Genomic DNA, 19040 nt, shown 5'->3' with positions numbered 1-19040 from the left:
GAAGGGTTGGGAGGGGCAGGACAAATCGGTCGGTGACGCGCAGCGAGGTTATCGTTTCGCGGTCGAGCGGGGGGCTCGGCCCGCGTCGCGCGGAGGCGGCGGGCAAGCGAAAGAAGGCTGCGGCGCCACCGACCGCGCGCGTCACATGAGTCTGCGACGCGAGAACTCGGCGCGCAGCTTGGCGAGCGCGCCCTCCTGGAGCTGACGGATCCGCTCGCGCGAGAGCGAGTAGCCGGCGCCGATGTCCTTGAGGGTCATCTCGCTCTCGCCGTCGAGGCCGACGCGCTTGCGCAGGATGTCGGCCTCGAGCGGGGTGAGCTGGGCGAAGACCTCGGCGAGCTGTGACTGCAGCAGGTCGCGGTCCATGAGGTCGGACGGGGCGACGTGGTCGGGGTCGGCGACGGTGTCGGCGAGGGTGCCCTCGCTGTCGCGCGAGGCCGGGGAGGCGAGGCTGAGCGGGGTCTCCATCAGCGACCAACCCATGCGGGCGATCCGCTCGCGGCTGACGCCGCTGATCTCGGCGAGCTCCTCGTCGGTGGGCTCGCGGCGCTCGGAGAGTTCGAAGTCGCGGCGGGACCGGGCGACCTTGGTGCACGCCTCGATCATGTGGACGGGCAGGCGGACGGTGCGCGACTTGTCGGCGATCGAGCGGGTGATGGCGTGGCGGATCCACCAGGCGGCGTAGGTCGAGAAGCGGCAGCCGCGGGCGGGGTCGAAGCGGGCGACGGCCTTGAGGAGGCCGAGGTTGCCCTCCTGGATCAGGTCGGGCAGGGGCACGCTGCCGCGGAAGAAGCGGCGCGCGAGGGCGACGACGAGGCGCAGGTTGGAGCGCACGAAGGCGTTGCGGGCGGCGACGAAGGCGGCCTGCTTGCTGCGCACGGCGGCGACGTAGCGGGCGAACGGGACGCTGCCGCGGCGCGGCGGATGGACCGCGAGGGTGGTCGGGGCGCCGCGCTGACCCTCGAGGGTGGTGAGGTCGGCGGCGAGGATGTCGGCGATCTCGGTGTCGACGTCGACGGCGAGCAGGAGGCCGGCGACGCGGTCACGGGCCGCCGCGAAGGCGTCGTGGTGCTTGCGGAGGTCGCGGTCGCGGAGGGTCCGCGCGGCCTTCTCATAAGCGGTGACGGCGGCGCTCGGGCAGTCGTCCTCCGACAGGCGCTCGCGGAGGAGCGCGCCGATCGGCTCGGCGTAGGGCGGATAGTCGAGGAGCGCGGTCCACAGGCCGCGGCGGAGATGGACGAGCTTGATCGCGGCGGTGGTCTCTTCCTCGCGCGTCATCACGTCGGCTTCCGAGAGGTCGCGGAAGTAAGTGGTGAGCGGCCGGTGCGATTCATTCACCAGTGCACCGTTCGATTCGCGGGTGTCGATTTCTCGCAGCATGGTGTCGGCTCCTTCCATAATCCGGGCGTCATTCGCCGCGGTCCGTGCGGCTTGCCGGCGATCGAGGCCGAGCCGCGGATCCTGCCCTCGCTCCGGGGAGAACCTTGTTCCCGGCGCTCGGTGGTGATGATCGAGACGTGATCGGGGCCCGGACGGATGTCAATGCCGGGCACGGCAACTTTTTTCGCGGACACGCGTGGGGTCCGAAGCGCCCAGCGGACCCGCGCGCGGGGTCGAGGGCGGTTTTCGGCCGCGGAGGGCCGAAGGGAGGCGCTTCGCGGCGATCGGAGAGGAGGGGCGCGCGGTCGGTGGCAAGCCCGGGCGGCCGCGCCCCGTGCGCGGACGAACGCCCGCGAGCCGGAGAAAGGCCCGGAGATGGGCCTGGGAGGCGAAAGAACGGGTGTCCCTCGTGGGCCCCACGAACCGGGTTGCGCCTGTCGGCGATCCGAAAATACGTGGCTCAAGAGGATTCGGACATGCTTCGCTGGGCGCTCATCTTCCTTCTCATCTCGCTGGCCGCTGCGTTCTTCGGCTTCGGCGGCATCACGGTGTTCGCGGTCCACCTGGCGCAGGTCCTCTTCTACATCTTCCTCGCGGGCTTCGCGGTGATGCTGGCCGCGGGCCTGCTGTTCGGCTAGCAGGCGCGGCAGAGGCCGCTCGGCGGCTGTCCCCGACGTCAGGTATCAATATTCGATCAAGACAGTGCCAGTGACCGCGCGCGGCCCCACGCGAGGGGCGGTGCGGGGGCACGAGGGCGTTCGCGCGGGGTTCGGGGGGAGGAGCGTGGCGAGGCTGTCATGATCGACGGGCCCGGCTGGGTGGGCTGGATCGTCGGGGCGGTGCTCGCATTCGCGAGGGCGCGGGTTCATGCGTCCGGGCACAGGGGACGGCGCGCCGATTCGCGTGCCCGAGCTCGCTGGAATGCTCACAATCGCTCGCGGCCGCGCTTAGCACCGGGGGCATTGCTCGCCGGCGCGGGCTGCGAGCGCCGCGGAAGGTGCGGGGGGCGATGCCCCGGGGCACCAGCGATTTGCACCGCGAGGGCCGCCAGGGCTCGCGAAAGTCCCTGCAGAGAGCGGGTAAAACTTGCGGACCGGGCTGCTCGAGCCGGGAGCGCGCAGGATGCGCTGGGTGGGCGGGCGAGGACTTGGAAGATGGTTCGGGGAACCGCGCAAGTTCCGCCATTCGCATGCGCGAGAATGATTCAAGGGTGGTGGTCGAAGCCGGGTTCGGAGGTGGCGAGAGGCGGTGGCCCGGGGGATGCGTGGAATCGCTCGCTGATCGTGGGGCCCGGGAGGCGCCCATGGCGGGTCGTGCACGCGGCAGCCCCCTCGACCGCCGCGGTCGCAGTGAGCTCCACTTGAGGGCTGCTAGAGTGGTCGTGAGCCCACATTCGGCCTTGCGCGGGAGAGAGGATCATGAGCACCGACGGGTACGATAGCGCACCCATCATTCTGAACCCCTGGCCCGACTGGATTGGCGGACCTGATGGCAGTTGGGCAAGGCACTGGACCTTCGAATTCGAGATGCCAGTCGCGGACGCGGTGCTCTCGTCGGCGAAGCTCGACCAACCTCGTCTGCATATCGAACTGGCCCGCGGCGCAACACCGAAGGAGCTCCGGCTCGTCGCAACCACTCGAGCGAACGCGTGGTCTGATGAGGTCTTCTTCTTTGAGTTCTACACATTATTTCAACGCCTCGAGGATCTATTCGGCCCCATAAGAACGATTGAGGGACAAGCACGAGATCTCTGGCGGCCCTTTCGTTAGGAGACCCCGGCGGCCTTGTGGAGGCAGACCGTCCATCACGCGACAGGGCCTCGCTGCGACGAATGCGTGGTGACCGCCTTGGGCTCGCCCTGCTCTCGGGCGATGCCTTCGCACCGCGTCGCGCTGCGATGGAGCTTCACTGCGGGGCGCGGGCGCGGGCGGCTGCGAGGGCGCGGGCGTCGACGAGGTGGGTGACGCCGGCGTCCTCGGCGAGGGCGGCGAGGCGAGTGAGCAAGGATTGGTCGGCGACCACGGCGCGGGCGTGCTGGCGCAGGTGCTCGGACCACGAGGCGAGGGTGAAGGTCTCGACGAAGAGGTCGGGGTCGGCGAGGTCCTCGTAGAGCGACCACTCGCGGGCGCCGTCGCGCCGGCGCAGGTGCTCGAGCGCCTGGCAGAGCCGCAGGAACTCGGCGCGGTGGGCCGCGGGGACGCGGTGGCGGCGGACGATGAGCACGGGGCCGGCTTCGTGGTCGAGGTCGGCGCCGAGCACGACGGGCTCGGGCCAGGCGCTCCACGACGCGAAGGCCTCGCGGCGAGCGTCGCCGAGGCGCCAGCGCACGGTCACGAGGGCGCCGAGAGCGACGCCGGCGGCGGCGATGGCGAGGGTGCGCGGCGGGCCGAGCAGGCCGGCGAGGCTGCCCCAGGCGAGGCTGCCGAGCGCGAGGCCGCCTTGAAACACCAATAAATAGAGGCCGAGCGCGCGCGCGTGGACCCACCCGGGGGCGGCCGAGGCGGCGGCGACGTTGAGGCTCGACATGATGCTGATCCAGGCGACGCCCGTGGCGAGCATGGAGAGGTACAGGAGGGCCTCGCTGCGCACGAAGCCGAGCGCGAGCATGGTGGCGGCGTAGGCGAGGCTGGCGGCGAGGGTCAGGCGATCGGGGCCCCAGCGGGCGCGCAGGCGCGGCATGACGGCGGCGCCGAGCAGGGCGCCGGCGCCGACGCAGCCGAGCAGGGCGCCGAACCGCAGGGGGCTCATGTGCAGCTCGCGGCGAGCGATCACCGGCAACAGGGCCCATAAGGCGCTGCCGCAGACGATGAAGGCGCCGGCGCGGGCGATCACGGCGCGCAGCACCGGGGCGTGGCCAGCGAAGCGCAGGCCGGCGACGATGGCCCCGACGACCCGCTCGGGGCTCTGCGGCGGGCGCTCGCGCTCGGGTCGCCAGCGCAGCACCTGGACGACGACGAGCGTGAACAGGCAGGCGTTGAAGGCATAGACGGCGCCGCTGCCGAGGAGGGCCACGCCGACGCCGCCGAGCGCGGGGCCGACGGCGCGGGCGAGGTTGACGGCGACGCCGCCGAGGGTGACGGCGGAGGCGAGCTCGCTGGCGGCGACCTGCGACGGCAGCACCGATTGCCACAGCGGGGCCGAGAGCGCGGCGCCGAGGCCGAGCGCGAAGGTGGCAGCGAGCAGGGCGGCGGGGCCGAGCGCGCCGGTGAAGGAGAGGGCGGCGAGGACCAGCGAGACGGCGGCCATCCAGGCGGCGAAGCCGACCAGGAGACCGCGGCGATCGAAGAGGTCGGCGAAGGCGGCCGCGGGCAGGCCGACGAGCAGGACCGGGGCGCCGGACATGGTCTGCAGCAGGGCGACGTAGATCGGGGCGTCGGCGAGGGTGGTCATGTCCCAGCTGCCGACGGCGTTCTGCACCCACAAGGCGATGTTGGAGCCGAGCGCGCCGAGCCACAGCGAGCGGAACACGCGGTGACGCAGCGGCGCCCAGGCCGAGACGGAGGGTGGTGATTCAGCGGGAAACGGGGTCGCCATGGTCGGGCTCGGGCGCGGTCACGCCGGTGATCTTGGGCGTACACTCGCGGGAGAACCACGCGGCCGTCAATGGCTGGCCGGCGAGGATGCGCCGCGCGACCGGCCCGACCTGCTCGCCGAGCAGCATGCCGAACAGCCCGAGCAGGGCGACGATCGGCGGCGCCGGCGAGCGCACGTTGAGCGCGCCGTAGAGGACGCCGACGAGCACGCCGACGCCCAGAGAGAGCAGGTAGAGCTTCATGGCCGCCTAGTGGCCGCCTTCGGAGCCGCCGAACATGGCCTTGGCGTAGATGATCCCGAGGCCGTAGGCGCCGCCCAGCTCGGCGGCGAGGCCGGTGACGGCGCCGTAGGTGTCGCCGCGGGCCCAGTCGCGCTGGAGCTCGAGCAGGTACTGCAGGGCCGTCAGCGGGCGCGCGCCGGCCTGGACCATGCGGGTGACGGCGCGCTCGTGGGCCTCCTCGGACACGTCGCCGCAAGCGTCGGTGATCACGTAGACCTCGAAGCCCTGCTCGAGCGCGGAGAGCACGGGGCCGACGATGCAGACGGAGGTCCACAGGCCGGCGATGACGATCCGCGAGTGGCCGAGCTGATTGACGCGGGCGACCACGCTGGCGTCCTCCCAGCAATTCATGGTGGTGCGATCGAGGATGTCGTGCCCGGGCTGGGCGGCGGCGATCTCGGCGAAGATCGGGCCGGAGAAGGTCTTCTCGGCGACGGTGGTGAGGATGGTGGCGACCTCGAAGATGCGGGCGGCGCGGGCGGCCATGGCGGCGTTGTTGCGCAGCAGGACGGCGTCGATCGAGCGGGTGGCGAAGGCCATCTGCGGCTGGTGATCGATGAGGATGAGGGTGTGGTCGCGCGGGGTGAGCAGCGAGCGGGCGGGCGTGGCGGTGGCGGTGGGCATGATGAATGGACCTTGGGTGATTGGTGTGATTGGCAAATGACAGGAGTCAGAACTTGAGGGTCAGCCAGGTGGCGATGAAGTCGAGGTCGCGCGGGCGGCCGGCGCGGGCGAGGAAGGGGCCGCGGAAGAACCGGCCGAGGGTGACGACGAAGCCGATGTGGCGGCCGAGCTCGACCTCGAGGTTGGCGCCGGCGCGGTGACCGATGAAGCGCTCGGGGTTCAGGTCGGCGACGAGCGGCTCGCCGGGGACGTTGTAGACGCCGTCGGCGCGGCTGTACCGCCACAGGCACACCCAGTCGAAGGTGAGGCTCAGGCGCTGCAGCGGCGCGAGGGACAGCATCGGGTGGAGGTCGTAGAAGTTGGCGGGGCCGAGAGTGCCGTCCTCGCCGAAGTAGGAGCCCTTGGGGAACAGCGGCGAGAAGGTGCCCATCGGCCGATCGCCGCCGCGATCGCCGGAGGCGACGTCGAGGCGCACGCCGAGCCGCGGGCGCCACGGCAGCGGCAGGGCGACGCCGGTGTCGCTGGCGAGGGTCCAGGCGAGCAGCGGGGCGGCGCCGAACGTGCCGGTCTGCAGCACGGCCTCGAGGTTGTAGTCGAGCCGGCCGGCGGCGCCGAACCAACGTGTCCCGAGAGACAGGCGCCGCTCGTGGGCCGCGCCGCGCTGATAGACGGCGCCGGGGCGGTCGAGGTAGAGCGCGTAGAGGTCGACCTGGCCGCCGCGCAGCGGGGAGGGCACGGTGAGGTGGGCGCCGGCGAACCACTGGCCGCGCTCCCAGCCGTCGTCGAACAGGCCGGGGCGGGTGGCGACCGGGCGGGTGATGAACAGGTGCGCGCGCACGCGGCGGGCGGCGACGATCAGCGAGACGCCGTCGAAGCTGCGGCGCACGTTGGGGCCCTCGCGCGGCGACACGAGCCGGCCCGAGCCGAATCCGAGCTCGTGGCGGCCAGCGCGGACGACGAGGCGCAGGCCAGGGCGCTCGTGCTCGAATTCGGCGAAGGCTTGGTGGAAATCGAGGTCGTCGCGGTCGACGTCCCGCGGGCCGCCGGGGCGGCCGTGCTCGAGCGCGCTCTTGAGCTGGACAAAGGCGCGGAAGTTCGGGGCGCGCAGCTCGGCGTGCAGCATATAGCGCTGCAGCCACGACAGCGAGCGCGGCGGGCCTGCCCCCCAGTCGAGGTGGCGGAAGCTGTCGAGGCGCTGGCGGGCCTCACCGCCGAAGCCGAGCGCGACCCGCCGGCGCGGGCCGAGCGGGACGTACTTGAGGCGATCGAGCCAGTCGACGCGGCGCCGGGGGTCGCGGAGGTAGCGGTAGTCCTCGTCGGCGCGCAGCAGGCGGTACGGCGGCGGGGCTGCGGGCGGTCCGGCGCCGCGCCCGGCGAGCGCGGCGGCCTCGCTGGCGCCCGCGGCCTGGGCGGGCGAGGCTGGCTTCGTGGACATGTCCTTGTGGGCATGTGCGAACGAACCTGGCCTATGCGGCATGTCTCCGGGGACATGTCCGTTCGGACCGCCGGCCGGCTCGGCGCGGGCGAGGCCGGGGCCGCCGAGCGCGACCGCCAGGGCGGCGGCCCGGGCTGCGGGCGCGCGAGCCCCCGGCCAGGCGCGGGGCGGCGCCTGGTATGTCCGCGAGGACAGGTGCATGGGATCAGAACACCGCGCAGGGGCAGGCGAGGCCGAAGTGGTGGTGGTGATGATGGGCGTGGGCGCGGCGGCCGAGCGCGTGGGCGACGAGGCCGGGGTCGTAGCCGCCGTGGTGCGCGGGCGGGGCCCAGTCGGGGCTGAACGGCAGCGGCGGCGGGGCGAGGCCGCCGAACTCGCCGCTGGCGTGCACGACTTCGCCGCCGACCACGGTGAGCACGGAGGTGAGGTCGCGGATCTGGCTCTCGGGCACGGCGAAGTAGTCGTCGGACAGCACGGCGAGGTCGCCGAGGCAGCCCGCGGCGACGAGGCCGCGCTGGCCGTGCTCGCCGGAGAACCACCCGTTGCTGGCGGTGTAGAGGCGCAGGGCCTGCTCGCGCGACAGCCGGGCGCCAGGGCCGAGCAGCTCGGTGCCGCCGACGCTGCGGCCGGAGACCAGCCAGGCGAGGCCGACCCATGGGTTGTAGCTGGCGACGCGCGTGGCGTCGGTGCCGCCGCCGACGGGGATGCCGGCGGCCAGCATGCGCTTCACCGGCGGGGCGTCGCTGGTGGCCTCGGGGCCGTAGCGGCGCAGGAAATGCTCGCCCTGGTAGGCCATGCGGTGCTGGATGGCGATGCCGCCGCCGAGCGCGGCGATGCGGTCGATGCTGCGCGGGGACACGGTCTCGGCGTGATCGAAGAACCACCGCAGGCCGGCGAAGGGGACCTTGCGATCGACGGCCTCGAACACGTCGAGCATGCGGGCGATCGATTCGTCGTAGGTGGCGTGCAGGCGGAACGGCCAGCGATTGGCGACCAGGTGCTCGACGACGGCGCCGAGCTGGGCCTCCATGTGCGGCGGGAGGTCGGGTCGCGGCTCGAGGAAGTCCTCGAAGTCGGCGGCCGAGTAGACGAGCATCTCGCCGGCGCCGTTGAGGCGGTAATAATCGTCGCCGCGGCCGGGAGCGACGCTGTCGGCCCACTGCTGAAAGTCGGCCAGCTCCTGGCCCGGGCGCTGGGTGAACAGGTTGTAGGCGATCCGCACGGTGAGCTGGCGGGCGGCCGCGAGCTCCTCGACGATCTGGTAGTGCTCGGGGTACTGCTGAAAGCCGCCGCCGGCGTCGATCGCCCCGGTGATGCCGAGGCGGTTGAGCTCGCGCATGAAATGACGCGTGCTGTTGCGCTGCTCGTCGAGGCCGAGCCGCGGGCCTTTGGCGAGGGTGGCGTAGAGGATCCAGGCGTTGGGCTTGGCGACGAGCAGGCCGGTCGGCTCGCCGTGACGGTCGCGCTGGATGACGCCGCCGGGCGGGTCGGGCGTGTCGCGCGTGTAGCCGACGGCCCGCAGCGCGGCGCGGTTGAGCAGCGCCTGCGAATAGAGGTGGAGCACGAACACGGGGGTGTCGGGCGCGGCGGCGTTGAGCTCGTCGAGGGTCGGCATGCGCCGCTCGGCGAACTGAAACTCCGACCAGCCGCCGACGACGCGGACCCACTGCGGCGGCGGGGTGATCTGGGCCTGGGCCCGCAGCCGCCGCAGCGCCTCGGACAGCGAGGCGACGCCGTCCCACCGCAATTCGCTGTTGTAGGTCAGGCCGCCGCGGATGAGGTGGAGGTGCGAATCGATGAGGCCGGGGATCGCCCGCCGGCCGCGCAGGTCGATCATGCGCGGGCCGGCGCCGGCGCGGGCCAGGATGGTCGCGTCGTCGCCGACGGCGACGAATCGCCCGTTCTGGATCGCCGCCGCCGTGGCCGCGGGGGCCCGCGGATCCATGGTCGTGATGTTGCCGTTGAAGAGGAAGAGGTCGGCGTCCGTGCGGGCTGTCATCGGCGAGGTCCGCACGGACCTTCGCAAAAGAATGGTCGCAGTGTATACCCGCCTTTAAGCGGGTAGGCGCTGCGACGATTCTCCCGCGCGCGGCGAGGGTGGGTGCGACTGTGGTGATTGCCCCGAGGGACGCGCGCGAGCGAGCGGGTGGGGCCCGGCGGCCGCACGACCGCGCTTTCGGGACCCGTCATTCACCAGCAGGTGTTGGGCTCGAAGCGCAGGTCGAAGTTGCCGCCGTAGTTGCTGTCCCACTGGCCCCCGGCCTCGGCCGCGAGCTCGAGGTCCCACGCGTTGAGCCCGCCGAACTCGTCGTGGGTCCAGTAGAACAGGTGGTTCTCGACGGCGCTCGGGTAGCTGCAGAGCCACTTGCCGCTCTGGTACGGGTCGAAGGTGACGTTGGCGCACGAGCTGTTCGGGTTGGGGCCGTTGGGGCACCAGTGACAGGCGCGCGGGCCGGAGTCGAGGAACACGTAGGCGTCGTCGTTGGCGCCGGGCAGGGCGTCGAGCATGGCGTTGTTGCCGTTGACCGACACGTAGAAGTTGATCTGGTCGTCGGCGTAGCTGTCGCGCAGGTAGCCGTCGTAGACGATGGTGAGCTTGTAGTGCTCGTCCCACGGATCGACGAAGTCGCGGATCACCTTGAACGGCCCCGAGTACAGCGTCTCGGTGAGGCTGCACATGTCGTAGTCGGGCGGGTAGTTGGAGGCGTGCGCGGCGGTCGAGGCGAGGCCGAGCGCGAGGGTACAGAGCGTGACGGCGAGCGAGCGGGCTTTCATGCGGCTGCAAGTTACACCCGGGGGCGCGCGCGACCAGGGTGAATCACCGCAGGCGAGAATGCGAGCAGCGTGCGGTTGGCCGCGACTCGCGGGCCGGGGTCGCGTTCGGCCACGAGAATCCCCCAGCGGGCCGTCAGGGCCGCGCGCGCGCCTGCTGCCGCGCGGTCGGCATCGCGGCGAACAGCGTCACTCGCCGGCGCGCTCGATCGTGGCGCACCAGGCCCGCGCGCCGCCGGGGTGCGCGAGGCTGGCGAAGCGGGCCGGGCGGATGTCGCGGACGGTCCAGCCGTCCTTGAAGGCGTCGCGCAGCTCGGCCTGGCCGATCCGCCGCGGGCCGTGCTCGGCGTCCTCCTCGTCGCTGAAGCAGAGGATGTGGAGCAGCCCGCCGGGCTGGATGGCGTCGGCCAGCGAGCGCACGTAGAGGACGCGGTCGCGGTCGCCGAACACGTGGAAGAGGCCGGAGTCGAGCAGGGTGTCGAAGCGCCGGCCGAGCGCGGCGAGGTTCAGGGCGTCGTGGACGAGGAAGCGGACTTCGAGCCCGCGCGCCCCGGCCTTGGCCTGGGCGCGCGCGATCGCCTCGGGCACGAGGTCGACGCCCCACACGTCGTGACCCCGCTCAGCCATGAAGAGGGCGTTGTCGCCAGGGCCGCAGCCGACGTCGAGCACGTCGCCACGGATGAGGCCGCCGTCGGCGAGGGCGACGAAGGCGGCCTGCGGGGCGCCGACGTCCCACGGGGGGGTGCCCTCGTAGGCCTGGACGAACAGCTGCGAGGGGACACCGGGGTGGGGGGTCGTTTCGCTCATGCGCGAGGGGTAGCACGGCGGGGAGCCGATCTGACGCGCGCGTGCCGGCGGGTCGCCCGCGGCGCCGAGGATGTCCCGAAGGACATGTACGAGCATTGCGCCCCGCAGCGGGTGACGGTGGCTGACGGGTCCGTTGGGTCGGCGGGGCGCCGGTCGGGCGTCCCCGCACGCGCTGCGCCGTAGACACCGGTCTAGAATTGCGATCTGCATCACATCGAGCGCGGTGATGGAGATCGTGGTTCCCAACCACGGCGAGCAGGAATGAAGCGACGCACCAACCCGTGCGACCCGTCGCATTGGGACCTCCGCCGCTTCGCGTGATGTCGCGCAGAACGCTTCAAAGACGCCCGAATCCGACTTCTATAGGGCGACATCGCTCATTGACTGGGGAATGCAGATCGGTCTTTATCGGGGCGGGCAAACGACGCCCGGGAGAGAGGATACATGTCAGGGATCATCGCATTCTACGAAGGTAACGACGCCACTCAGAACATCATCCAGACGGTCGAGGATGCTCCGGGTCAAGACTTCAAGCCGGTCAGGAATGACGAGATCCGCTCGGCCAAATTCTTCAATGTCAGGCCGGGGGCAGAGATCCGTCTATACGATGACCCGTCCGGGTCGACGTCCGACGATTTCTGCATCATCAACGTCAAGCGACCGGCCCCGGAGTACATCGTTCCCACGTTCGAGCGCACGTACGAGGATGAGTACGTGAGGGTCACCTTCATCCGCAACAACGGATTGGACGGCAAGATCTCGCGGATCCGCATCAATTAGAGCGGTTGCACGCGTGCCGCAATAGCGATAGGTGGCGCGGCAGCCAGCGCGGCGAGCTGCTCCGTCACCTCGACGAAGCAGGCCGGCGCAGGCCCGGCCGTGCCGATTCTCGCCAGCTTCGACCTCCACCACGTCAGCGTCCGCGGGTTGACGCCGGCCCGGGCCGCGAAGTCCTTGCACGACAGGCTGCTCGACGCCGGTGGGCCTGCCATCGCTCGCTCCTGTGTCGTCATGGACCCCATTTCCTCCGCCGCAGCTCCACCCGCGCCCGGATCGTCCGCGGCCTGAAATCCAGCCGCACCGGATCCCCGGACGACGAGCTCGCGCCGGCGTCGCGGGTCCCGGGGCCCCCGAGGCGCGCGGGTTGTGCGGATTGCGCCACGTCGGGGGCTGCGTCGGTGGACGGGGACGCGAGCGCGCGGGCGAACCGGCCTCTGCGGCGGGTTCCTGCGCCGGTCGCCGTTTGCCCGGTTGCTCGCGCTGCCGGGTCGATCATATGGCGGAGGCAGCGGCGAGCAGCGTCGCGCGCTGCCGACGCGACTCGCACGAACCGGAAGAATGCTCGTCCGCCCGGCCCTCACGGGCGCACGCGCAGCCTGGACCCCGCATGCACGCCACCCTTCAATTTGGACGCCGCGCCCTGTGCCTCGTCGGCGCCCTCGTGCTCTCTCAGGCCGCCTGCGCCCACAATGCCCGCGAGATCGCGCGCGGCGGGGTCGAGGGCGGGCTCGAGGGCACGCTCCAGGCGCTCGACGACGAGAACAACCGCGCGCGGCTGCGGCGGCTGCTGCGAGACCCGGAGATCCAGGCGGCCGTCCACGACCTCACGCAGTCGATCACCGGCGGGGCGATGGACGGCCTCACCGACGAGGAGCGGATGCAGCGGATCGGCGAGGCGAGCGATCGCTACATTCGCACGATCAGCGGCGCGCTCGGCCGGGCGGTCGGCGAGGACGTGTCGCCCGCGCTCACCAAGAGCGTGAAGGACCTGGTCGGGGCGGTGATGGCCGGGGCGGTCGGGCCGGAGAATCGCCGCCTCACCCGCGAGTTCGTCGACGGGGTCACGCGCACCGCGCTGTCGGCGTTCATGCAATCGACGGCGCAGGGCCTGCGCGAGGAGCTGGGGCCGGCGCTCGGCGACGTCGTCGCCGAAGATCTCGGGCCGGCGGTGCAGCGCGTGGTCGAGGACAACCTCGGCCCGGCGCTGCGCACGGTGCTCGAGCGCGACCTGGGGCCGACGATGCTGGCGGTGGCAGGCGGCGAGGACGGCGGGGCGGTGGGCGCGTTCGGTCGCGCGCTGTCCAAGCAATTGGTGCTCGGCGTCAATGATGGCATGAGCGAGCTCGGGATCTCGATCAGCCCCAACAAGAAGGCGTCGCTGGGGCTGTTCGGTTGGCTGGCGATCGGCCTCGGCGTCGTGCTGCTGCTGGTCACCATCCTGCTGGTGCGCGAGCTGTTCGGCCGCCGGGCCCAGGCCCGCGAGCGGGCGCGCAGCGAGGAGCTGCTGCTCAGCATCCTGGCAGCCGTGCAAAACCCCGATCCGGCGAATCCGACCGCGCGGCCGGACTTCGACACGGTGGTGGCGCGGGCGCGCGAGCACCTGACCGAACGCGACAGCGCGGCCTCGTACCTGGCGGCGATCGTCGAGCGCGCCCAGCGTCCGCCGCACGCGGCGGCGAAGAAGTCGGCGGGGCCGAAGTCGCTCGGGCGCGGTTCGTGAGGCGGTGATTCCGCGGCGCGCGGGGAAGCGTCGATTGCGAGTTCCTCGGAGTCGGCGATTCGTCGGTGCTGTGCGGGGGCGCGGGGCGGCGGCGACGTCTTCCGCAATCGGCGGTTCGTCGGAGGCGCTGCGTATGCGCGCCGAGGTGCCATCGATCCGGAGGCGATTCGTCGGTCGCATCATTGGGGGTCGACAGCGATCTCGTGCGGCGAGCCCGACGAGGGGCGGAGCGCTCGCCCGTCGGCATCGGGTCGGATGCGCGCCGGGAGCATTCATGAAGGATTCGCCGGCATCGGTCCGAGCAGTTTGAAGCAGAAATCCGATTGGCTTGGGTCCGCATGGGAAGACGGGCAGACTGCGGAATCAGGGTGGGTCGAGGCCGAGTGCGATCTCACATTGCTGAGAGCGGGACTTGGTCGGGCAGCGGGGCCGGATGCATGGCGGATTCGAGAACCGTAAAATGCGGGGCGGTCCTCGTGTATAGGTGACCATGGTGTTGCCCTGCGCGCTGCGATGCTGCGGCGCGACGGCGGCGGCGCCGTCCTCCGCGTTCAGGAGCCTTCGCTTGCGTAGTTTTGCTTCGCTCACCCTCGCGCTCGTCGCATTCTCTCCGCTGTTCTCCGCCTGCTCCGACGACGCGACGCAGTCGACAGGGAGCACCGGCGCGTCGGACGGTTCGTCCGAATCGGCGGCGACCGAGCCCGGCACCTCGACATCGACCACGGAGCCCGGCACCACCACCGGCGAGCCGACGACGACCGTGCCGACGACGACGACGACGACGGCGGAGACGACGACGACGACGACGACGACGACGGAGACTACCGAGACGACGAGCCCGGGCTCGGCCAGCGAGACGACGATGGTCGAGCCGTCGCCCTGCTGCAAGCCGCTGCTGTGCGGCGATCCGGCGATCGAGGCGTGCGTGTGCACGGTCGACGCTTCGTGCTGTCAGGGGCAGTGGACGAGCGCTTGCGTGGCGCTGGTGAGCGAGCTCGGGTGCGGCTCGTGTCCGCCGCCGGAGGGTCCGTGTTGCGAGGTCGGCGTCGGGCCGGGCTGCACCGAGGACCCTGTCGAGAGCTGTGTGTGCGCGCAGCTGCCGGACTGCTGCGCGGGCGTGTGGGGGCCGGAGTGCGTCGCGGCCGTCGATACGCTGGCGTGCGGGACCTGCCAGGAGCCGCCGAAGGGCGAGTGCTGCGAGGCGCACGCGGGCGGCGGGTGCCTCGACGGCGCGGTCGAGAGCTGCGTGTGCGAGCAGCTGCCCGGCTGCTGCGACGGGGCGTGGGGGCCCGAGTGCGTGACGGCGGTCGATTCGCTCGGCTGCGGCTTCTGCGAGGGGCCGCCGAAGGGCGAGTGCTGCGAGGCGAACCCGACCCCCGGGTGCCTCGACCCCGGGGTCGAGGCGTGCGTGTGCGGCCTGCAGGGGACGTGCTGCATCGACGCGTGGGGGCCGGAGTGTGTGGCGGCGGTCGACTCGTTCGGCTGCGGCTTCTGCGAGGGGCCGCCGAAGGGCGAGTGCTGCGAGGCCAATCCGACCCCCGGGTGCGTCGATCCGCTGGTCGAGGCGTGCGTGTGCAACATGGCGCCGGACTGCTGCTTCGGCCCGTGGAGCGACGCGTGCGTGGCGATGGTCGACCAGGCAGGGTGCGGGGCGTGTCAGGTCGAGCAGGGGCTGTGCTGCGAGGCCCACGCGGGGGCCGGCTGCGACGAGCCGGCGGTCGAGGCCTGCGTGTGCGCGCAGGCGCCGGCGTGCTGCGAGCAGCAGTGGGACGCGAGCTGCGTCGAGCTGGTCGACTCGGTCGGCTGCGGGTTATGCGAGGCGCAGCCCGGCGAGTGCTGCGTGGCGGGCGAGGGCCCGGGGTGCGTCGACGCCGAGGTGCAGGCGTGCGTCTGCGAGGTCGATGCGAGCTGCTGCGACACGCAGTGGACGGAGGCCTGCGTGGCGCTGGTCGAGTCGCAGGCCTGCGGGACGTGCGGCGCGCCGCAAGACCTCTGCTGCGAGCCGCTCGACACGCCGTCGTGCGAGGACCCGGCGATCAGCGCGTGCGTGTGCGCGCAGGACCCGTTCTGCTGCAACGTCGAGTGGGACGAGCTGTGCGTGTCCGAGGTCGAGACGCTCGGCTGCGGCATGTGCGTCGAGCCGCCGGTCGACACCGGCTGCTGCGCGCCGCACGACTCGCCGTCGTGCGACGACGCGGCGGTCTCGGCCTGCGTGTGCGCGCAGGACGGGTTCTGCTGCAACGTCGAGTGGGACGGGCAGTGCGTCGCCGAGGTCGAGTCATTCGGCTGCGGGATGTGCGGGTGAGCGGCGCGGCAGCGGCCGCTCCTGCTGCGTGAGCGCAGCGGGAGCGGCCGTGAAGACGAGGACGTGGCAGCGGCCGCTCCTGCTGCGTGGTGCAGCGGGAGCGGCCGTGAAGACGAGGTCGCGGCGCGGAGCCCAGCCGCGCGGCTCAGAAGTCGGTGCCCATGATCGCGGGCATCGGTGTGGTCGACATCGGCGCGCCGCCGCCGATCGACGTGGCCCTCGGGTCGAACGCCTGCAGGCAGGTCAGCAGGACGTCGGAGATGTTACCGTCGCTCATCGGGTACGGGGCGGCCTGCACGTGGATTCCGGGGTAGATGAGCTTGTTGCGGCCGTGGCCGGCGAGGATGATCGGCTGGCGCTGGATCGAGTGGGTCCAGCCCTCGGCGCAGTCGCTGCTGCAGTAGATGATCGAGGTGTCGAGCAAGTTCTTGCCGTCGATGTCGACGGAGGCCTTGAACCGCTCGAGCAGGTCGGCGAAGCGGCCCATGATGTGGACGATGCCGGTGTGCAGCTCCTCGGAGTTGGGGTTGTGCGAGTTGTTGTGGTGGCCGGACCAGATGTCGATCTCGGAGAAGACCGTCTCGGCGGCGCCGCCGTGGAACAGCATGCTGGCGACGCGGGTGATGTCGCACTGGAAGGCGTACACCAGCAGGTCGCTCATGACGCCGTTGACGGCGGTGATCGGCTCGACGCCGTTGATGTCGGTGTTGGTCTCGGTCGGCTTGTCGGGCAGGGCGCACAGCGGCGCGGTGGCCTCGATCTTCTTCTCGAGCGCGCTGACGCCGTCGAGGTGGGCGTCGAGCCGCTGGTTGTCGAGCTTGCCGAGGCGGGTCCGCAGCGCGGCGGTCTGATCGCGGACGGCGTCGAGGATGCTGGCCCGCAACGGGCGGTCGTCGGCCGTCGGGGCGAACGCGCCGAACAGGTCGGTCCACGCCTGCTGCGGGTTGAACTGCGGGTACTGCGGCTCGTTGGGGCCCTTGTGCGAGAGGGCGTGCATGGTGGTGCCGGAGTCCATCACGCTGAGGTGCTTGGACACGCCGAGGTGGATCGAGGCGACCGGGGTGTCCTGGCCGATCTTGGCGGCGATCAGCTGGTCGATCGTCGGGCCGCCGGCCTTGGAGAACAGGCCGCTCAGCTCGGTCATCGTGAAGCCGTTGAAGGCCGTCATGCCCTCGTGGTGGGTGACGGTCACCTCGCAGCGGTTGCGCATGCCGGTCAGCACGGTGACGTAGTCGCGCACGTTGGCGAGCGGCTGCAGCTGGTCGCTCAGCGGGTAATTGGGGCCGGTGGCGGCCGGCTCGAAGCGCGGCAAGATCACGCCGTTGCCGAAGAACCAGGTGACGAACCGGGTCGGCAGCGGCGAGCCGTCGGCGAGCGCTTCGCCGTGGCGATCGAGCATGGCCTCGAGCAGCGGGAGACCGACGACGGCCGCGGAGCCGCCGAGGAGGCCGCGGAGGAGGGTGCGACGGGGGATGGTGCGACGGTTGCTCATGACGGGTCTCACTTGGGCGCACCGACGGCGCGGAAGACGGGGCTGGCGGCCAGCTCGACGAGCAGGTGCTGCAGGCGGTGGTCGTTGGACTCGAGCTCGGCCTCGAGGTCGTCGAGCGCGTGGATCTCTCCGAGACCCTCGCGGTGGCCGAGCGCGCCGCGGACGAAGTTCTTGACGATGCAAGCGGTGACGCGCGGGTCCTCGACGAGCAGGTCGGCGATGTCGCGGGCGGAGAAGACCTCGCCGAGGTCGGGGATGGTGGCGCTGGGGTCGATCGGCAGGCCGCTGTCGAGGGTCCGGTAGGCGCCGATCGGGTCGTAGTTCTCGAGCGCGAAGCCCAGCGGGTCGAGCTGGACGTGGCAGCCGTTACAGCTCGGGTCCTCCATGTGCTGGACGAGCTTCTGCTTCATCGTCTGCGGCTCGTTGGGGCTCTCGGGCGGCAGGCTGGCGTCGACGCCGGGCGGCGGCGGCGGGACGGTCTCACACAGCAGCTTGGTGCGGATGAACTGGCCGCGGCGCGTCGGCGAGGTCTCGGCCGGGTGGGCGAAGCGGGCCAGGAAGCTGGCCTGTCCCAAGAGACCGGCGCGGCCGTGGTCCTCCTCGAGCGGGACCTTGGCGAAGCCCTGCCCGCGCGGCGGCGGCAGGCCGTAGAGCGAGGCGAGCGCGGGGTTGACGAAGGTGTAGTCGGCGCTCAGCAGGGTCCGGAAGTCGGTGTCCTGGTCCCAGACGATGTCCTCGATCAGCCGCAGCGTCTCGTACTTCATCGCGTACGCGAGCTCGTGGGTGAACTGCGGGAACAGCTGGTTGTTCTTGTTGAGGGTCGCCAGGTCGCGCAGCTGGAACAGCTCGGAGTAGAAGATCGAGAGGGTGGCGCGCGCCTCGGGGCGGGCGATCATCGCCTCGGCGGCGGCGCGTACGTCGTCGTCGGTGATGAGCGCGTCGGCCTCGGCGGCGGCCAGCAACTCGGCGTCAGGGGTGCGCCCGAGCAGGAAGAAGGAGAGGCGCGCGGCGAGCTCGGACGAGGTCAGGAGACGCGTGGCGGGGTCCTCGGGGTCGGGCTTGCCGACCTCGACGAGGTAGACGAAGTAGGGCGATTGCAGCAGCGCCATCAGCTCGTACTGCAGGCCGGTCGCGAACTCGCCGCCGCCCCACTCGCGCGCCTGCTTGGCGATGGCGACCATGGCGTCGACCTCCTCCCCGATCAGCGGGCGGCGCCAGGCGAGGCGGCCGAGGTCGACGGCGACGATGCCGAAACAGCTGTCGTCGGGCTCGGCCTCGAGCACGCACGGGACGTGGCCGCCGAGCGTGCTGCGGTCCTCGACCGCGGCGATGGCGATCGCCCGCGAGGAGGTCTCGAGCTGCTCGATCGCGCTTTCTTGCAGCGACAGCTCTGCGGCCCCGATCGCGTCGAAGCCGTGCAGCGAGTAATCCTCGGGCGGCACGGCTGCCCCCGCGGCGGCGTCACCGAGGAGGTAGCGGATCGAGCCGACGTACTGGTGCCGCAGCAGTCGCCGCATGCCGCCAGGGGCGGGCTCGAACGGCTCCTCGACCCCGCCGGTGGTCGAGCCCCCGGTGGTCGATTGACCGTCTTCGGTGGTACCGGCCGATTCGCCGGTCGTGGGCGAATCGTCTCCGGTAGTGCCAGGTCCAGGCCCAGGCCCAGGCCCCGGTCCGGCGGTGGTGTTCATGGTCGCCGTCGTCGTGTCGCCGTCGGTCGGGTCGGCGATGGGATCGGACGGGCAGCCCGCGAGGAGGAGACAGCCGCTCAGCGGCAATACCAGACGAATCATCGCTACTCCACCGGCCAAGTTAGCGCGGCCGGAAAAAAGAATACAGCTTCTGCCAAGAGATCGAGCGGTTGCGGTTGCGTCGGCAGGGCAGGTGACGGAACGCCGGATGGCTGGCCATGGG

At 71.6% G+C, this 19040-nt stretch carries 17 protein-coding genes; 5 read left to right on the top strand and 12 right to left on the bottom strand.

Going from position 1 to position 19040, the window contains the following annotated elements:
- Window positions 1-141: 141 nt before the first annotated feature.
- A complete protein-coding gene (locus tag POL25_RS42565; protein WP_272092188.1) occupies window positions 142-1380 on the bottom strand; it encodes a sigma-70 family RNA polymerase sigma factor in 1239 nt (412 codons plus the stop codon).
- 476 nt (window positions 1381-1856) lie between these two features.
- Here POL25_RS42565 and POL25_RS42560 point away from each other — a divergent pair, with 476 nt between their 5' ends.
- Window positions 1857-2018 (top strand): DUF1328 domain-containing protein, encoded by a 162-nt coding sequence (locus POL25_RS42560; protein ID WP_272092187.1) that lies wholly within the window; start codon window positions 1857-1859, stop codon window positions 2016-2018.
- A gap of 780 nt (window positions 2019-2798) precedes the next feature.
- Window positions 2799-3149 (top strand): hypothetical protein, encoded by a 351-nt coding sequence (locus tag POL25_RS42555; RefSeq protein ID WP_272092186.1) that lies wholly within the window; start codon window positions 2799-2801, stop codon window positions 3147-3149.
- A gap of 136 nt (window positions 3150-3285) precedes the next feature.
- Here the strand turns inward: POL25_RS42555 and POL25_RS42550 are convergent, their stop codons facing one another.
- The 7 genes from POL25_RS42550 to POL25_RS42520 form a co-directional block, all read right to left on the bottom strand.
- A complete protein-coding gene (locus POL25_RS42550) occupies window positions 3286-4914 on the bottom strand; it encodes an MFS transporter (RefSeq protein WP_272092185.1) in 1629 nt (542 codons plus the stop codon).
- Window positions 4892-5155: a DUF1427 family protein gene (locus tag POL25_RS42545; RefSeq protein WP_272092184.1), complete on the bottom strand. Its 264-nt coding sequence runs from the start codon at window positions 5153-5155 to the stop codon at window positions 4892-4894. Before POL25_RS42545 ends, POL25_RS42550 begins: the two co-directional genes overlap by 23 nt.
- A 6-nt stretch (window positions 5156-5161) precedes the next feature.
- Complete coding sequence (locus POL25_RS42540; protein ID WP_272092183.1) at window positions 5162-5818, bottom strand: isochorismatase family protein; 657 nt, start codon at window positions 5816-5818, stop codon at window positions 5162-5164.
- A 46-nt stretch (window positions 5819-5864) separates the two neighbouring features.
- The gene (locus tag POL25_RS42535) at window positions 5865-7253 is read right to left on the bottom strand and encodes an alginate export family protein (RefSeq protein WP_272092182.1); all 1389 of its coding nucleotides are present in this window, start codon (window positions 7251-7253) and stop codon (window positions 5865-5867) included.
- Window positions 7254-7458: 205 nt separating this feature from the next.
- Complete coding sequence (locus POL25_RS42530; RefSeq protein ID WP_272092181.1) at window positions 7459-9252, bottom strand: amidohydrolase; 1794 nt, start codon at window positions 9250-9252, stop codon at window positions 7459-7461.
- A 191-nt stretch (window positions 9253-9443) separates the two neighbouring features.
- Window positions 9444-10028, bottom strand: coding sequence for a hypothetical protein (locus POL25_RS42525; protein WP_272092180.1), 585 nt, complete (start codon window positions 10026-10028; stop codon window positions 9444-9446).
- A 186-nt stretch (window positions 10029-10214) separates the two neighbouring features.
- A complete protein-coding gene (locus POL25_RS42520) occupies window positions 10215-10832 on the bottom strand; it encodes a class I SAM-dependent methyltransferase (protein WP_272092179.1) in 618 nt (205 codons plus the stop codon).
- A 444-nt stretch (window positions 10833-11276) separates the two neighbouring features.
- Between POL25_RS42520 and POL25_RS42515 the strand changes: the two genes are divergently transcribed.
- Entirely contained in the window at window positions 11277-11612 is a 336-nt protein-coding gene (locus POL25_RS42515; RefSeq protein ID WP_272092178.1) for a hypothetical protein, read from the top strand.
- Here POL25_RS42515 and tnpA read toward each other — a convergent pair.
- Window positions 11609-11824 (bottom strand): IS66 family insertion sequence element accessory protein TnpA, encoded by a 216-nt coding sequence (gene tnpA / locus POL25_RS42510; protein WP_272092177.1) that lies wholly within the window; start codon window positions 11822-11824, stop codon window positions 11609-11611. The two genes, POL25_RS42515 and tnpA, sit on opposite strands and share 4 nt — an antisense overlap.
- 395 nt (window positions 11825-12219) lie before the next feature.
- Between tnpA and POL25_RS42505 the strand changes: the two genes are divergently transcribed.
- On the top strand, window positions 12220-13332 hold the full coding sequence (locus POL25_RS42505; protein ID WP_272092176.1) for a hypothetical protein: 1113 nt from the start codon (window positions 12220-12222) through the stop codon (window positions 13330-13332).
- Between the two features lie 363 nt (window positions 13333-13695).
- On the opposite strand, the gene POL25_RS42500 is transcribed toward POL25_RS42505, so the two are convergent.
- A complete protein-coding gene (locus POL25_RS42500; RefSeq protein WP_272092175.1) occupies window positions 13696-14220 on the bottom strand; it encodes a hypothetical protein in 525 nt (174 codons plus the stop codon).
- Between POL25_RS42500 and POL25_RS42495 the strand changes: the two genes are divergently transcribed.
- Entirely contained in the window at window positions 14195-15637 is a 1443-nt protein-coding gene (locus POL25_RS42495) for a hypothetical protein (RefSeq protein WP_272092174.1), read from the top strand. The genes POL25_RS42500 and POL25_RS42495 overlap by 26 nt on opposite strands.
- A 145-nt stretch (window positions 15638-15782) precedes the next feature.
- Here POL25_RS42495 and POL25_RS42490 read toward each other — a convergent pair whose 3' ends face one another.
- Window positions 15783-17129, bottom strand: a complete 1347-nt coding sequence (locus POL25_RS42490; protein ID WP_272092173.1) for a DUF1552 domain-containing protein — start codon at window positions 17127-17129, stop codon at window positions 15783-15785.
- Window positions 17130-17137: 8 nt separating this feature from the next.
- The gene (locus POL25_RS42485) at window positions 17138-18919 is read right to left on the bottom strand and encodes a DUF1592 domain-containing protein (RefSeq protein WP_272092172.1); all 1782 of its coding nucleotides are present in this window, start codon (window positions 18917-18919) and stop codon (window positions 17138-17140) included.
- Window positions 18920-19040: the final 121 nt, after the last annotated feature.

The organism is Nannocystis bainbridge, assembly GCF_028368995.1.
GTDB classification, from domain to species: Bacteria; Myxococcota_A; Polyangia; order Nannocystales; family Nannocystaceae; genus Nannocystis; species Nannocystis bainbridge.
Note: the sequence above shows the minus strand (reverse complement) of the source record. Positions and strands in the feature narration are given on the sequence as shown.

Excerpts from the sequence above, each read along its gene's own strand:
- POL25_RS42565 (WP_272092188.1), bottom strand. The coding sequence starts at position 1,380 with ATGCTGCGAGAAATCGACACCCGCGAATCGAACGGTGCACTGGTGAAT.
- POL25_RS42560 (WP_272092187.1), top strand. The coding sequence starts at position 1,857 with ATGCTTCGCTGGGCGCTCATCTTCCTTCTCATCTCGCTGGCCGCTGCG.
- POL25_RS42555 (WP_272092186.1), top strand. The coding sequence starts at position 2,799 with ATGAGCACCGACGGGTACGATAGCGCACCCATCATTCTGAACCCCTGG.
- POL25_RS42550 (WP_272092185.1), bottom strand. The coding sequence starts at position 4,914 with ATGGCGACCCCGTTTCCCGCTGAATCACCACCCTCCGTCTCGGCCTGG.
- POL25_RS42545 (WP_272092184.1), bottom strand. The coding sequence starts at position 5,155 with ATGAAGCTCTACCTGCTCTCTCTGGGCGTCGGCGTGCTCGTCGGCGTC.
- POL25_RS42540 (WP_272092183.1), bottom strand. The coding sequence starts at position 5,818 with ATGCCCACCGCCACCGCCACGCCCGCCCGCTCGCTGCTCACCCCGCGC.
- POL25_RS42535 (WP_272092182.1), bottom strand. The coding sequence starts at position 7,253 with ATGTCCACGAAGCCAGCCTCGCCCGCCCAGGCCGCGGGCGCCAGCGAG.
- POL25_RS42530 (WP_272092181.1), bottom strand. The coding sequence starts at position 9,252 with ATGACAGCCCGCACGGACGCCGACCTCTTCCTCTTCAACGGCAACATC.
- POL25_RS42525 (WP_272092180.1), bottom strand. The coding sequence starts at position 10,028 with ATGAAAGCCCGCTCGCTCGCCGTCACGCTCTGTACCCTCGCGCTCGGC.
- POL25_RS42520 (WP_272092179.1), bottom strand. The coding sequence starts at position 10,832 with ATGAGCGAAACGACCCCCCACCCCGGTGTCCCCTCGCAGCTGTTCGTC.
- POL25_RS42515 (WP_272092178.1), top strand. The coding sequence starts at position 11,277 with ATGTCAGGGATCATCGCATTCTACGAAGGTAACGACGCCACTCAGAAC.
- tnpA (WP_272092177.1), bottom strand. The coding sequence starts at position 11,824 with ATGGCAGGCCCACCGGCGTCGAGCAGCCTGTCGTGCAAGGACTTCGCG.
- POL25_RS42505 (WP_272092176.1), top strand. The coding sequence starts at position 12,220 with ATGCACGCCACCCTTCAATTTGGACGCCGCGCCCTGTGCCTCGTCGGC.
- POL25_RS42495 (WP_272092174.1), top strand. The coding sequence starts at position 14,195 with ATGGTCGAGCCGTCGCCCTGCTGCAAGCCGCTGCTGTGCGGCGATCCG.
- POL25_RS42490 (WP_272092173.1), bottom strand. The coding sequence starts at position 17,129 with ATGAGCAACCGTCGCACCATCCCCCGTCGCACCCTCCTCCGCGGCCTC.
- POL25_RS42485 (WP_272092172.1), bottom strand. The coding sequence starts at position 18,919 with ATGATTCGTCTGGTATTGCCGCTGAGCGGCTGTCTCCTCCTCGCGGGC.